The organism is Verrucomicrobiia bacterium (assembly GCA_019634625.1).
Classification (GTDB): Bacteria; Verrucomicrobiota; Verrucomicrobiia; order Limisphaerales; family CAIMTB01; genus CAIMTB01.
This window is the reverse complement of the sequence record JAHCBA010000046.1, coordinates 1-13995: the sequence shown is the minus strand read 5'-3', so window position 1 is coordinate 13995 and position 13995 is coordinate 1. Positions and strand designations below refer to the sequence as shown.

Here is a 13995-nt window from a genome sequence, read left to right as displayed (position 1 = left end):
CACGGCCCTTGTCACCCCCGGACGTTCCAAGCCCCGGGAGTCGGGTGGGAGGGCAGCGGGATGGGGGGCGGTTCGAGATGCGTTCGCGCGGCGTCGAGGAGAATGGCGTCGCGTCCGATCTGGCCGCCCTTGAAAAGAAATGCGCGGGCGTCGGCGGCCCGGTCCGGCGCGGCGGCCCGGCACCAGGGGCCCCCCGGGGCCAGGGGCGCCAGGAACTCGAGCGATTCGATGCCCAGCGCCCGTGCCACACCCAGGCCGGTGTCGCCGCCGCAGACTACCGTGCGGCGGGTGGGGGTGCCGGAGAGGATCCGGTCGATGCAACGGCCCAGCGCCGTGCTCAACCGGCTCCGCTGTCCGGACGTGGCGCCCGCAAGCCGGCGCGGGTCTTCCGGGCCGCGGCTGGTGTGAAGCACGACGCTCTGATTGGCGCGAAGCGCGTCCGAGGCGAGCCGAAGCGTCTCGTCCGGAAGACTGCCATCGAGCAGGGCCAGGGGATCGAGCGGAAGATCCAACGCCCCCGCCGCGATGGCCCGCCCGATCTGCCGGCTGGTGACCGGGGAACAGCTTCCGGAGACGACCAGGAGCGGATGCGGCGTGGCAGGGGCCGCCTCCGGCGGGGGTGGGGCCAGCAGCGCGGCGTGCCGCCACCAGCCCACCAGGGCGTGTTCGAGGCCCGACGACGAAACCGACAGCCGGGTGCGCCCGGCCAGCACATCCTCCCACACCCAGCGGCCTATCCTCGCCAGATGGGCGTCGTTCAGGGTGTCGAACAGCACCGGCCCATCGGCGGGAAGCCGGTTCCGACGGGCATCCGCGTCGTCCGCCTCGATCTGGAGAACATCGAACAACGCCACGTCGCGGTCGGTCTGGTCGCGGAGGTGCAGTCGCAGATCGGCCTCCGCCATCGGCGTGATCGGGTGGCAGCGCATCGTCGGGTGCCGGTCGAGTCGCGACGGCTCGGAGTCGAGTCCGGAACGGGCGAAGAGGTTCCCGAACACCACGTACCGGCCCAGGGACGGGGCGCCGACGATCATGGGGACGCGACCGGGACCGAAGACGCGGCGGCCAATTTCCAGGGCGCGGCCGATCGATCCGATGTGAGGCGCGGAGTCGAAGGTCGAGCAGATCTTGTAGTGGACGATCGGAGCGCCGCTGGCCCGCAGCGCCTCGAGGACCGGCGGGAGTTCGCGGTCCATGGCCTCCGGCGCCAGGGTCCTGGAACCGCCCGCAACCCCGAAGGCCCGCAGACCGCGGAACCGCGCGAGCTGGGCGCCGGACGGCGGATCCAGAAAAAGCACGGTGCGCAGCCCCGCCCGGGCAAGGACATCCATCACGTCCGTGGACCCGGTGAAATCGTCCCCGTAGTAGGCGAGCAGGAGCTGATTCATGACGGCGGACAGGACGATGCGCGCCGGGGTCCGTGGGTGGCGAGTGTTTGGTGCGTCCCAGGGTTGGGGGCGGTGCATCCAGGAGTTGTGGGTGAGGAGACAGCGAATCGGAGGGACGAGCTCTGCGAGTCCTCAACCCAACGCTCCAAGCCGTTGCGGCCTCGTGGAACCCGGCCCTCCGAAGCGCCGCTTGGCGGAGTTCGTGCCTCCACCCACAACTCCGGGATGCACAGGGTTGGGAGCCAGGGCGACCGGGCGCCGAAATCCCGGCCAGGGCGGGATCAGCGAAGGGATTCGAGGAAGGCGAGGAGGTCGCGGAACTCGGTCACCGTCATGGTTTCCTCGAGACCGTCGGGCATGAGGGACCGGGGGAGGACGCCATAGCGGGCGATGTCGGAGCCGCGGAAGCGGCGGGTGATGCCTTCGGTGGTGAACAGTTCGATGTCGCCGCGGCTCTGGTGGTCGAGCTGGAGACCAAGGAACTCGTCGCCGTTGCGAAGCTCCACAAACCAGGCCTGCCATTGGGGCGCGAATCCTTCGCTGGGTTGCAGGATGGCCCGTATCAGGGCGTCGCGGTCGAGCGACTGGGCAATGTGGCTGAGGTCGGGCCCAATCCCACCGCCGCGCCGACGGACCTGGTGGCACTGGGAGCAACCCACTTCCGGGGAAAAGAAGACCCGGCCTCCCGCTTCCGGATCCCCGCCGCGGGCGAGAATGGCGCGCCAGCCTTCCGGGGAATCAGGTCGGGGTGGGGACGCGGTCGTCTCCGCCTCGTGGGGGGCGAGCGCAAAGGCCAGTTGCTCGACGACGGAGGATGCAAGGGACTGCTCCGCGGCGGTGCGCAGACGCTGGCGGAGGGCTTGCCGGACGAGCGGTTGGCCGGCCATCGGGCGGAGCAGGCGGATGGCCGTGGACTGGAGTGCCGGGTTCGGGTCGTCGAGCCAGGCCAGGGCATTGGTGCGGGCAAACCCGGGCCAGCCCCCAAGGGTCTGAAGGGCTTCAGCGCGCAGCCCGACGGATTGGGACGGGTCGCGGGCGAACTCAATCAGGGGCGGCAGGACCGTGGCGGCACTCGCATGCCCCAGGGTGCGGAGGGCCTCGCGTTGGAGGACGGGATCCGGATGCCGGACGAGCCCGAGGAGCTGGTCGGTCACACCCGCATCGAGAGGCGTGGCCAGGCGCGTCATGGCCAGCGCCCTCACGGCCGCAGGGCGGCCGGGGTCGGTGACGAGCGCCTCGACGAGGGCGGGGTCGAGGCGTCGCGGAATCCGGTCGGCGCGCTGGGACGTTTCGAACGGGATGCGGGTGCGGGCCGCCACGAAGTCCGGATCGAGTGCTTCAACGGCGGCGAGATAGGACTCGAAGAGGACCGGAGACAGGTCGGGGAAGGCGATGGCGCGGTCGAGGTCGTCCCGAAGTCCGAGAAGTCCGGCCTCGGCCGTCCAGACCAGAACGATGCGCCGGACTTCTTCATCCGGATCGTCCAGGCGCTCGCGTAGGATGGACTCCGGGTTCGGAAACGGAAGCCGTTGCAGGCCGAGGAGAGCGCCGGATCGGACCGCGGGATCGGCATGGGCAAGGGCTCGAAGCGCGTCCTCGACGAAGGACGGCTGGGCGAAGCCCACGACGGCCGCATGGCGGACGAACGGGTCGGGATCGGCCAGGGCCGCGAGGATCCGCGGGACCCCGGCCGGATCGCGGACGGTGGACAGGGCTTCGACCGCCGCCCACTCGGGATCCGGTTCCAGCGGGGCGTGATGGGGCCGTGCGGGAAGATGCGGTGCATCGGATCCGGCGGGGTGGCGGGGCGCGACCCGCCAGACGCGACCGCGTCCATGATTCGGGTAATCGACGAGAACCCAGTCTGTGAAGAAGACGTTGCCGCGGGAATCCGCGTCGAGGGCGACCGGGCGGAAGTTGGCATCGCCGGAAATCCACGGGGCGGGGGACGCCGCGAACGAGACGCCCCGGGGCCGGGTTGTGAAGCGGTCGATGCGGTTCTCGTTCCAGATGGTGACCAGCCATTGATCGCGGTAATCCGCCGGCAGGGAGGTCCGGTGGGCATCCAGCAGGCCGCTGGGCGCCTCGCCAGTCCCGCCGGCGTAAGGCAACGAGCCCGGAAGGTCGCCGTCCCAGCCCTGGAACGGATGGTTGCCGCCGCCCCCGTGGATGGAGCGGTAGCCGTAGTCGCCGTGCCGGACAAGGTGAAGGAGGCGATTGGGGCCGCGGGCATCGGGATCGTTGTCGATGAGGACGAAGCGACCGCGGCGGTCGAACTTGAGGTCGAAGGGATTCCAGAAGCCGGTGGCAAAGACCTCGAGCCGGGACCCATCGGGCCGGCAGCGGATCACCTGGCCGCCATCACCCCAGCCCTCGACCGTCGATCCGTCGGTGCCGAGGATGCGATAAGGCTGGGCGCCGTTGTTGCCGCGGGAGACGTAGAGCCAGCCATCCGGGCCGAAGACAATGCCAAGGAGGCAACTATGGGAATACCGGTTGGCGGTCCGGACTTCGAGGAGCCGGGTGCGGGATTCGCTGACCCCATCGTCGTCGCGGTCGTGCAGGACCCAGACCTCGCGGGCGCAGACGACGTGGACCTCGCCCTCCGGGGAGAGGGCGAGGTTCATCGCGTCGATGAAGCCCTCGGCAAAGGTGGTGATGCGTTGAGCCCTTCCATCGCCGTCGGCGCCAGTGAAGAGCTTGATCCGGTCGGTCTTGGGGCCCGGGTAGTCCCTGGGGGGAAGATGGGTGTGGGATTCGACCACGAAGAGGCGGTCGCGAGCGTCAATGACGAGCCCGATCGGGGTGACGATCCGGGGTTCCTCCGCGATGAGAGTCAGTTCCAGGCGGGGATCGTGAAGGTGCGGAAGGTCCGGGCGCGCGGACGGGCTGACGACCAGCAACGAGACGGCCGCCATCGCCGTGGCGATGGCGGCCGTGCGGGGGCCGGGACGTTGCAAGGGGGCGGGCCGTGCTTCAGGCGGGGTCCGCATGGAGCCACGGTTCAGGCGGTCCGGGGTTTGGGCAGGAGGTCCGAGGGACTCGAACGATCCGGAGTCTGGGTGGCCGTCGGCGGGCGCGGGGTGGGGGCCGGGTCCCGGAAGCTGCGCCAGTAGCGCAGCGGCAGGAGCGCGAGGCCGATCACCGCCAGTTGGGAAATGTCGAAGAGGATCAGCCACTTGAAGGCGGCATCCATGAAGCCGTAACTGTGCAGCCCGATGCCAAGCATGTTCGTGCCGAACCAGGAAAAGGCGGTGATGACATTCCCGAACACGGCGGTGGCCATCAGCGCCTTCTCGGAAAGGATCTTCCCCCACCGGCCGTGCAGGTAGAAGGCGTTCCAGAGCACGATCAGCAGGGCGCCGTTCTCCTTGGGATCCCAACCCCAGAACCGGCCCCACGACTGATCGGCCCAGATCCCGCCAAGCACCGTGCCCACAAAGCTGAACAGTGTCGCGAAGCAGATGACGCCATAGACCATGCGGGACAGGGACCGGGCGGCCCCGGGGGTGAGGCCGGTGGTGAAGACGCCGCGGAGAATGTAGAGCACCGCCAGGAAGCCGGCGACGAACGCGGCCGAATACCCGAGGGTGATCACCACCACGTGCGTTGCCAGCCAGAAGTTGGTGTCCAGCACGGCCCGCAGCATCTCCATCGTGTCCCCGCTCATGGAGAGATTATGCGCGACCACCAGGGTCGTGAATCCGGTAAGCCCGGCCACCACGGTGCCGATGCCGTCGCGGTACAGCCGTTCGAGAATGAGCCCAAGGATCACGCTCCCCCAGCCGATGAAGATGGCAGAGGAATAGAGGTTGGTGACCGGCGGACGGCCTTCCAGGGCCATGCGGAAGATCAGGCCGGCGGTGTGAATGACCAGGGCGACAACGGCCAGCCCGACGCCGCTGCGGCGGATGGTTTCGTTGCGGTTGAACCAGCACACGAACGCGCATACGAGCGCGGCGATGTAAAGCACCATCGAGCGGTAGAAGCCCTGGAAACGATTGTAGAAGTGTTCCCAGCCGGCCTTCGTCACTTCCGGCGCGTAGTCATGGGCGAGCAGCCACCGATGGTAGTCCGCCACCGCCTGGTTGAACGCCGCGCCTTCGCCGGCCCGGAACGAATCGTTCATCGACGCGAAGAAACGCATCGGCTCGGGCACACGGTCCGAATGGGCGGCGTTCATCATCGCCGCCCCCGCATTGGACCAGTCCTCCCGATCATGCCCGGGATTCGGCCCGGGGATGATCAGCGGATAGGCAAACCGGGAGACCATGTCGAACTGGGTGAGGTGCCCGATGAGGGCGTCCAGGGCCTCGCGGTCGAATTCCTGTCCGGCCCGTTCGGCGCGCGCGGCCGTGCGGCCCGGGCCGATGACCCGCTCGTAGTCTTCGAGATACCGGCCGAGTTCGGCGATGCGCTCCGGCTTGAGGCTGTTCTTCAGGCGCTGGTAGAGAATGAGCCGGTTGTACGCGCCCATGACGGCCTTCTCGTAGGGCGTCATCTGCTCGGGCTTCTTCTCGGCCGCGTTGATCCGGCGCGCCTCGCGCTCGATGTCCTCGAGCGCCGGACGGATCTCCGCAAAGGAGAAATGCTTGTCCTCGCGGTCGATCCGGAGAAGCCCGATGACCTCCGTGTGGTCGATCCGGAAAACCGGCCGCGTGTCGGCCCGTTCCGGATGGAAAAGAACCTCCTTGAGCCAGTCGATGGCGCTCAGCTTCGTCGAGGCGCCACCCGTCTGGTAGTCCGTGACCTGAACGGACTGCTTGGCCCGGAGCTGGAGCAGCGCGTTGCGCGCCACAGAATCCAGCGGTTGAACCCGACCGTTCAGCAGGACCGGAATGCGCCCGAATTCACGGGACTGAAACTCCTTCTCGCGCGGGGGCAGCAACGTGGCGCCAAGCCAGAGCACGGCGACACCGACGACCAGCCAGGGAATGAAACGCTTCATGATCGAACCCGGGCAGAGTGCATGAATTCCCACGGGGCGCCAGCCCGGATAGGAGGCTCCCAACCGCCCGGGCCGGTGCATCCCGGAGGGGTGGGTGGGACGCCGTGAATCGGAGGGACGAGCTCCGCGAGTCCTCGACCCAACGCTCCACACCGTTGCGGCCTCGTGGAACCCGGCCCTCCGATATCTCCCTCCCCGCTGCCCTTCCGGATGGACGAACGGGCGCACATCAACCTCTTGCAGTAGCCCTCGTAATCGTAATCGTAATCGTAATCGTAATCGCCCTCCCCCTTCGCCCCCCCAGTTCCCATGCGGAATCCCACGCGGAATGGGAGGTCCGAACCAGATCGAACCCATCGGGCCAGCCTTCAGACGACGTTCCAAATGGTGCGCCTGGCGTTTCGAGGACGAGGACGAGTACCGCCCTTCGGGCTGAGTACGAGTCCCCACAAGGGAGGGCTTGGGCGGGTTCCAGGAAACGTGGGATGCGTCCGGGACGAGCCCCGCCCGTAGCGGGTGGTTGTCTGGCGGGGAGGCGCGCGGGTAGGGTGGCGTCCATGCAACCCCCCCTCGCGTTCGAGCCGCCCCGTCGTGTGCTTATGGGTCCGGGACCAAGCCTGGTGGCGCCGTCGGTGTACGAGGCGATGGCCCGCCCGCTGATCGGGCACCTGGACCCCGAGTTCGTGCGGTTGATGGAGGAGATCAAGGGGATGCTGCGCGCGGTCTTCCTCACGGACAACGCCATGACCTTCCCCGTAAGCGGAACCGGCAGCGCCGGAATGGAGTTCTGCCTGGGAAACCTGATCGAACCGGGGGACGAAGTGGTGGTGGGGGTGAACGGGGTGTTCGGCGGTCGCATGGCGGAAGTCGCCGCCCGGTTGGGGGCCCGGGTGATCCGGGTCGAGGCCGAATGGGGGCGGATCATCGAACCGGACGAGGTGGCCTCGGCCCTGGGCGCGACGCGGCAACCGAAGCTGGTGGCGGTGGTGCAGGCGGAAACCTCGACGGGTGCGTGGACACCGGTCGAGGAGATTGCCCGGGTGGCACATCAGGCCGGGGCCCTGATGGTGGTGGATGCCGTGACGTCCCTGGGCGGATGCCCCGTGCGCGTGGACGCCTGGGGGCTCGATGCGGTGTACAGCGGAACCCAGAAGTGCCTGAGCGCCCCGCCGGGCCTGGCGCCGGTGACCTTGAGCGAGCGGGCGCTCGACGTGGCGAGGAAACGCCGCACCAAGGTGTCGAGCTGGTACTTCGACGTGAACCTGCTGGCCTCGTACTGGGGCGAGGAACGCGTGTATCACCATACCGCCCCCATCTCGATGAATTACGCCCTGCACGAGGCCCTGCGACTCGTGCTCCTCGAAGGACTCGAGGCAAGATGGGAACGGCACCGGCTCCATCACGAGATCCTGCGGGAAGGCCTGGCCGCGAGGGGCCTGGCGTTGACCGCCCAGGATGGACACCGGCTCTGGCAGCTCAACGCGGTGGCGGTGCCCAAGGGAGTGGACGAGGCCGCGGTGCGAAAGGCCCTGCTGATTGACCACGGCATCGAAATCGGGGCGGGTCTGGGACCGCTCAAGGGCAAGGTGTGGCGCATCGGGTTGATGGGGGAGACCAGCCGGGCCGCCCCGATCGAGGCCCTGATGCAGGCGCTCGACCAGATCCTGCCAAGCCGTTGAGGCATGAGTTCGGCAACCCTCGCGCTGCTGGCCTTGCTCCCCATCGCGGTGGTCGCGGTGTTCCTGGTGGGGCTTCGATGGCCGGCCCGCCGCGCGATGCCGTTGTCGTTTCTCACCGCCGCCTGGCTGGCCTGGGGCGTCTGGGGGGTGCCCGCGACTCAGATCGCGGCGGCGACCGTGAAGGGATTGGTGACCGCGGCCACCCTGATTTACATCATCTTCGGCGCCATCCTCCTGCTGAACACCCTCGAAGCCGGCGGGGCGATGGGCACCATCCGGCGCGGCTTCACCCATCTGAGTCCGGATCGCCGCGTGCAGGCCATCATCGTGGCGTGGCTCTTCGGGGCCTTCATCGAGGGTTCGGCGGGATTCGGAACGCCGGCCGCGGTGGCCGTGCCCCTGCTGGTCGGACTCGGCTTCCCAGCGATGGCCGCCGTGGTGGCCGGGATGGTGATCCAAAGCACCCCGGTGTCCTTCGGTGCGCTTGGCACTCCGATCCTGGTCGGGGTTCGAACAGGATTGTCCGGCGATCCCCAGGTGCAGGCGTTCGCTGACGCGGCCGGCCTGGGCACGGAGGAGTTGCTCGCGGCCATCGGAGTGCGCGTCGCCCTGATCCACGCGATGGTCGGGACGTTGATGCCGTTGTTCGTGGTCTGCCTGATGACGCGGTTCTTCGGGCCGCGCCGGTCTATCCGGGATGGGTTGAAGGTCTGGCCTTTCGCCCTGTTCGCAGCCTGGGCGATGATCGTGCCCTACTACCTGGTGGCCCGCACCCTGGGTCCCGAGTTCCCGTCGCTGCTGGGTCCCCTCATCGGGTTGGCGCTGGTGGTGACCGCCGCCCGGAAGGGTTGGCTGGTGCCGCCCCCGGAGGAGGCGTGGGACTTCGGGCCGCGCGCGGGATGGGAACGCGAATGGAGCGGCCTCATCGAGCCCCGACTCGACCCGGCCCGGTCGGGACCGTCGCTGTGGAAGGCCTGGCTGCCATATGGCGTGGTGGCGGGATTGCTGGTGCTGACGCGCGTGCCGGTGCTGCCGCTGAAGGGCTGGCTGCAGGGGGTGACGCTGCGCTGGTCGGACCTGTTCGGGACGGGACTGGTGGCCGACGCGCAGCCGTTGTACCTGCCCGGAACGATCTTCGTGGTGGTGTCCCTTCTGACCTTCGCACTGCATCGAGTGCCGGCCGCCGAGTATCGGCGGGTGTGGAGCCGGTCGCTGCGCACCCTGGCGGGCGCCTCGGTCGCGTTGATCTTCACCGTGCCGATGGTCCAGGTCTTCATCCATACCGAAGGCGGGACCGCCGGGTACGAGCGGATGCCGATCGCGCTCGCGGAGGGCGTGGCCTCGCTGGTGGGCGGTGCATGGCCGCTCTTCGCACCGACCATCGGCGGACTGGGGGCGTTCGTGGCCGGGAGCAACACCGTGAGCAACATGATGTTCAGCCTGTTCCAGTTTGGCGTCGGTCAACGCATCGGACTCGATCCTCTGTGGATGGTGGCGCTGCAGGCCGTGGGTGGCGCCGCCGGCAACATCGTATGCGTGCACAACGTCGTGGCGGCATCCGCGGTCGTGGGTCTGTTGGGTCGGGAAGGAACCATCATTCGCATGACCCTCATCCCCTTTGCGTACTATGCCGCCATGGCGGGCCTGCTGGGGATGATCCTGGTCCGTTAGGGTCTCAACCCGGTTTCCACCCTCCGGAGGGACGAGCTCCGCGAGTCCTCGACCCAATGCTCCACACCGCTGCGGCCTCGTGGAACTCGGCCCTCCGAAGCGCCGCTCTGCAAAGTCCGCACCTCTCCCCACAACTCCGGGATGCACCGGTCACGAAGTTTCCCCGTATTTTTCCCTTGCCATTCGTGAACTCACTCAGTTGACTGGGCGGCGAAGGTCACCAAGGAGGCCTTCAAGACATTCAACAAGGAGGAGAAACCTATGCACGGGGACGCATTGTCTTCATGGATCGGTATTGCATTCACTGCCCTCGCGGCAGCTTCGGCGTCGAGCCAGGTCTTCTGGATCAACGAGTTTCACTACGACAACACGGGTGCGGACGTCGGTGAGTTCGTCGAGGTCGTGGCTCCGGCCGACTTCACGGATCTGGCCAGTGTCCGACTCACCCTGTACAACGGAGCGGACGGCCATCCGTACGGGGCCGCCCATCTGCTCAGCAGTTTCACGCCAGGTGAGACGGCCTCGGGCTGGACGGTCTATTCCAAAACCATCTCAGGTCTGCAGAACGGCGCTCCCGACGGGCTGTCTCTGGATGTCGGCGGGTCGGTCGTGCATTTCCTGAGTTACGAAGGCGGGTTTCTGGGCAGTTCCGGGCCGGCCGCGGGGTTGTTCGCGCCCGACATAGGCGTGAGTCAGTCCGAATCCACGCCGGTCGGAAGTTCCCTGGGCCTGATCGGGACGGGATCAAGCCTGTCCGATTTTACATGGACAAGCTTCGGGGCGGCATCGCCGGGCTATTTCAACGCGGGCCAGGCGGTCGTGCCAGAACCCGGTGAGTACGCCCTGGCGGCCTGCCTGGGCCTCGGCGGACTCGCCTGGTGGCGCCGGCGGCGTCGCTGTGTCGGGAACCCATGCCTTCCAACTGTGTCTGCAAACCCTTCGGGAAAGGAATGCCGATGAAACGCATGATTCTGGCAGAGAAGGGACGGTCGGACCCGGCGCAATCGGCGGGCCGGCACAGGCTTTGCGCGGTCCATGCGACCTGGGTTGCAGCTCTATTCATGATCTCCCTGGTCAGCGCCTGGTTCCCTGCGGGAGCCGCACTTCCTGGGTTCTGGATCAATGAGTTTCACTATGACAATACGGGTGCGGACGTCGGTGAGTTTGTCGAGGTCGTGGCGCCGGCGGACTTTACGGACCTGGCAGCCGTGCGGCTGGTACTCTACAACGGAGGGGACGGCCGGACCTACGGCACGCCGCATCCGCTGAGCACCTTCGATCGGGGCGAGACCGTGGAGGGAATGACCTTCTACTCGAAGTTCATCGGTGGCATCCAGAATGGCGCCCCGGACGGCATGTCACTCGATGTCGGCGGCGAAGTCGTCCACCTGCTGAGTTATGAAGGGGGATTCCTGGCCGCGAACGGACCGGCCGCCGGACTCTTCGCCTGGGATATCGGCGTCGCCCAGTCGGAACTCACTCCCCCGGGAAGCTCGCTGGGTCTGATCGGGGCGGGGGCCGGCCCTTCGGACTTCCTGTGGTCCGCCCTGGGAGAGAGCACGCCGGGGAGACTGAACTTCGGACAAACCCTGGTGCCGGAGCCGCCCCCTGGGGCGCTGTTGGTGGTGGGGGCGGTCGCGCTGGGCGCCATGCGCCGGCGGAGAGAGAAGAAGTCCGGCACCCCGGAGACACGCGTGAGTTCACCCCGTTGATCGGGTCATCCGACAGGCGCCGTCGGCCGCGTGGCGGGCGGCGCCTGATCCGGAACGAATTCCGGGCCGGCCATGACGAATGCCGCAGGCTGCTCCGTCCCGTCCGGTGGGCATCGGGGCGCGGAAGGCCGTTCCCTACTCCACCCGGATCACGCGCGAACCGTGAAAGACACGGCCGTAGGCGTCCTCGGTCCGCACCCAAATCCGATGAGTGCCGACGGGCAGGCGTTCGGGCAGGGGCGCCTTCCAGAGATGATGGGAGATGCGGGGTTGGGGAAGCGGACGGCCCCGCAGTTGGGACCCGTCGCCTTCGAGCTGCTTGAGCCGCACAAAGTAGGGATCGGGTTCGGCGACATGGTCGAGCGTGATCCAGTCACCCTTGTCGCCCACCCGCATTTCGACCCGGGAACGGGACGAGCCGCCAAAGACATTGACGTGAACGACGGCGTTGGTGTCCGGGGTGGAGCGAAAGGCGGCCACGACTTCCGGTGCGTGGACATTCATCTGGTAATCCGCAGGGCGCCGGGCCGCTTTGAAATCCACGATCGCCTGGTGCCCGTCGAAGGTGATGATCGAGTAGCCGTTGGGGGCGCCGTCCCCCATGGTGGCGTGGGGGATTCCCAGTTCGTCGGGTTCGCCGCTCCACCAGCTTCCCGAGACGGTGACATTGACCACATGGTGATGGGGTTCGGCACCGTGCCAGCCGTCCTTGGCATCGAGGTGCAGATGGGCCTGCCAGTGAGTGTGACCGGCGATGGACATGGTGTAGGGCCGGTGTTCGATCAGGCGGAACAGGCGTTCACGGTCCGCGGTTCCCGTCAGCGGGATGTGCATCATGAAAAGGATGAGCTGATGCTCGGGAAGGTGGGGGAGGAGGTTGGCGAGGAAGGTGAGCTGCCGTTCCCCGAGGCCGCCGGTGTAGGTGCCTGTGCCCTCGGGCTTGGCTCCGCCCCACTGGATGTTGTCGAGCACCACGAAATGCACCGCGCCATAGGAGAAGGCGTAGTAGTTGGGACCGAAAATGCGCTCGAACGTCTCGTCCGAATGATCGTCGTGCGCCGCGTCGAAGTTGATGTCGTGATTGCCGATGACGTTGTACCAGGGGATGCCGATCAGGGCGACCATCGCATTGTGGTTGGTGAACAGCGACAGATCGTCGAACAGGATGTCGCCCAGGGTGACTCCGAACCTGGCGTCGGTGCCGATCAGTTCCTCGATCACGTCATGGGCGATGTAATCGAGTTCCTTCTGATCCCGGGCCTGGGGATCGGCAAAGAAAATGGCCTGGAACCGGCCCGGTTCCGGCTGGCGATGAAGGGGAAAATCGATCGACGCCGGAAGCGGCCCGGTGGGAGGCACCCCGCCATACTTCAGTTCCGGGGACCCCGCGGGCTTGTGGTTGTAGTAGAACTTCGGAAGCTGATGGTCATCCACCGGGGTCATCCAGCCGCTCGGCTTGATCACGAAGAAATGGCAGTCGTCACACGACGGCAGTTCCCAGCGGCCCTCCAGATCGGTTCGAACCACCGCCTCCCCATTGGACACAAGGACGCCAGCAATGCCAGGTTCGCCAGGGTCCAGGACGCCGTTGCGATTCCGGTCATCGAACACCCTGCCGCGGGCCAGCTGGGCCTCCGCGGACACCGCCAGGGCGGCCGGAAAGGCGAGCAGCACGATCAGAAGCAGGGCGGTTGGCATGGGCTTCATTTCGCCCAAACCCTGTCGCGAACCGTCCACCCAGGGGAATCCCTTTCTGGTCACGAGCGGGTGAACAAGGCGGGGAAGAATGGTGCCAGGGGAGGGAATCGAACCCCCGACCAAGGGCTTATGAGTCCCCTGCTCTACCTCTGAGCTACCCTGGCACTGGCAACCGACGGGCGCCCCCGGGATCGGCCTCCCGGGCGCGGGGAGGCAGTATCCAGACCAGCGGCCGGTGAGGCAAGTCCAGGCATCCGTTCAACCCGCATCACGGTGCATCCCGGAGTTGTGGGTGAGGAGGCAGCAAATCGGAGGGACGAGCTCCGCAAGTCTTCAACCCAACGCTCCACTCCACACCGTTGCGACCACGTGGAACTCTGCCCTCCGAAGCGATACTTTGCGAAGTTCGCTCCCCTCCCCACAACTCCGGGATGCAGGGGGTTGAGCCGTCGGCGATCCCGCCAGGAAAGCGGGCAACGTCGGTGCGTCTCCCCCTACGCCCCTTGGGGCGCCCATCGCCACACCTGGTAAGTCGCCCCGATGCGGCAAGTCAGCCGACCGCATCCACGCGGAGATCGCGCAACACGGTGAGACCCGGGATCGGGGCGCCTCGAATGATCCGCGCACCGCTCTTGCGCCGCCTGCCGAACTTGTCCCGGTGCCGTTCCCACATCTGGTCCACGAATTCCTTCGATCCCAGGAACACCCCGTCGGTCATGTGCCGGATTCGCAACCGCAGGATTTGACCCAGCGGCAACTCGCCGCCCCGCGCCAGTTCCGCCCGGATCGCCTCCGGATCCAGCACCCGCTTGTCGCTCCGCCCCGACGTCCCGCCAATCACGTAAAGCGCCAGGCGATATTCTGCTGACGCGGCGCTCCAGTCGGTTGCCCCCAGAAAT

9 protein-coding genes and 1 tRNA gene are annotated in these 13995 nt (G+C 67.3%); 4 read left to right on the top strand and 6 right to left on the bottom strand.

From position 1 onward, the window contains the following. Positions 1–11: 11 nt before the first annotated feature. The 3 genes from KF833_20585 to ccsA all read right to left on the bottom strand — a co-directional run bounded on the left by KF833_20585 (position 12) and on the right by ccsA (position 5661). Complete coding sequence (locus KF833_20585) at positions 12–1388, bottom strand: four-carbon acid sugar kinase family protein (protein ID MBX3747712.1); 1377 nt, start codon at positions 1386–1388, stop codon at positions 12–14. A gap of 281 nt (positions 1389–1669) precedes the next feature. Then, positions 1670–4348: a dehydrogenase gene (locus KF833_20580; GenBank protein MBX3747711.1), complete on the bottom strand. Its 2679-nt coding sequence runs from the start codon at positions 4346–4348 to the stop codon at positions 1670–1672. Positions 4349–4392: 44 nt separating this feature from the next. Continuing rightward, entirely contained in the window at positions 4393–5661 is a 1269-nt protein-coding gene (gene ccsA, locus KF833_20575; protein ID MBX3747710.1) for a cytochrome c biogenesis protein CcsA, read from the bottom strand. Positions 5662–6893: 1232 nt separating this feature from the next. On the opposite strand from ccsA, the gene KF833_20570 reads away from it, so the two are divergent. The 4 genes from KF833_20570 to KF833_20555 all read left to right on the top strand — a co-directional run bounded on the left by KF833_20570 (position 6894) and on the right by KF833_20555 (position 11398). Continuing rightward, a complete protein-coding gene (locus KF833_20570; GenBank protein MBX3747709.1) occupies positions 6894–8015 on the top strand; it encodes an alanine--glyoxylate aminotransferase family protein in 1122 nt (373 codons plus the stop codon). A 3-nt stretch (positions 8016–8018) separates the two neighbouring features. Continuing rightward, positions 8019–9686 (top strand): L-lactate permease, encoded by a 1668-nt coding sequence (locus KF833_20565; protein MBX3747708.1) that lies wholly within the window; start codon positions 8019–8021, stop codon positions 9684–9686. A 261-nt stretch (positions 9687–9947) separates the two neighbouring features. Continuing rightward, the gene (locus KF833_20560; GenBank protein MBX3747707.1) at positions 9948–10646 is read left to right on the top strand and encodes a hypothetical protein; all 699 of its coding nucleotides are present in this window, start codon (positions 9948–9950) and stop codon (positions 10644–10646) included. Positions 10647–10747: 101 nt separating this feature from the next. After that, complete coding sequence (locus KF833_20555; protein ID MBX3747706.1) at positions 10748–11398, top strand: PEP-CTERM sorting domain-containing protein; 651 nt, start codon at positions 10748–10750, stop codon at positions 11396–11398. A gap of 135 nt (positions 11399–11533) precedes the next feature. On the opposite strand, the gene KF833_20550 is transcribed toward KF833_20555, so the two are convergent. The 3 genes from KF833_20550 to KF833_20540 all read right to left on the bottom strand — a co-directional run. Next, positions 11534–13105 carry a calcineurin-like phosphoesterase family protein gene (locus tag KF833_20550; protein MBX3747705.1) on the bottom strand — a complete coding sequence of 524 codons (1572 nt, stop codon included), beginning with the start codon at positions 13103–13105 and terminating at the stop codon, positions 11534–11536. An 80-nt stretch (positions 13106–13185) separates the two neighbouring features. Then, positions 13186–13260, bottom strand: a tRNA-Met gene (locus KF833_20545). 386 nt (positions 13261–13646) lie between these two features. Then, positions 13647–13995, bottom strand: a 349-nt coding sequence (locus KF833_20540; GenBank protein ID MBX3747704.1) for a hypothetical protein, incomplete at its 5' end; no start/stop codon positions are given.

Coding starts and splice junctions, on each gene's coding strand:
- KF833_20555 (MBX3747706.1), top strand. CDS start 10,748: ATGATCTCCCTGGTCAGCGCCTGGTTCCCTGCGGGAGCCGCACTTCCT.
- KF833_20565 (MBX3747708.1), top strand. CDS start 8,019: ATGAGTTCGGCAACCCTCGCGCTGCTGGCCTTGCTCCCCATCGCGGTG.
- ccsA (MBX3747710.1), bottom strand. CDS start 5,661: ATGGTCTCCCGGTTTGCCTATCCGCTGATCATCCCCGGGCCGAATCCC.
- KF833_20585 (MBX3747712.1), bottom strand. CDS start 1,388: ATGAATCAGCTCCTGCTCGCCTACTACGGGGACGATTTCACCGGGTCC.
- KF833_20570 (MBX3747709.1), top strand. CDS start 6,894: ATGCAACCCCCCCTCGCGTTCGAGCCGCCCCGTCGTGTGCTTATGGGT.
- KF833_20560 (MBX3747707.1), top strand. CDS start 9,948: ATGCACGGGGACGCATTGTCTTCATGGATCGGTATTGCATTCACTGCC.
- KF833_20550 (MBX3747705.1), bottom strand. CDS start 13,105: ATGAAGCCCATGCCAACCGCCCTGCTTCTGATCGTGCTGCTCGCCTTT.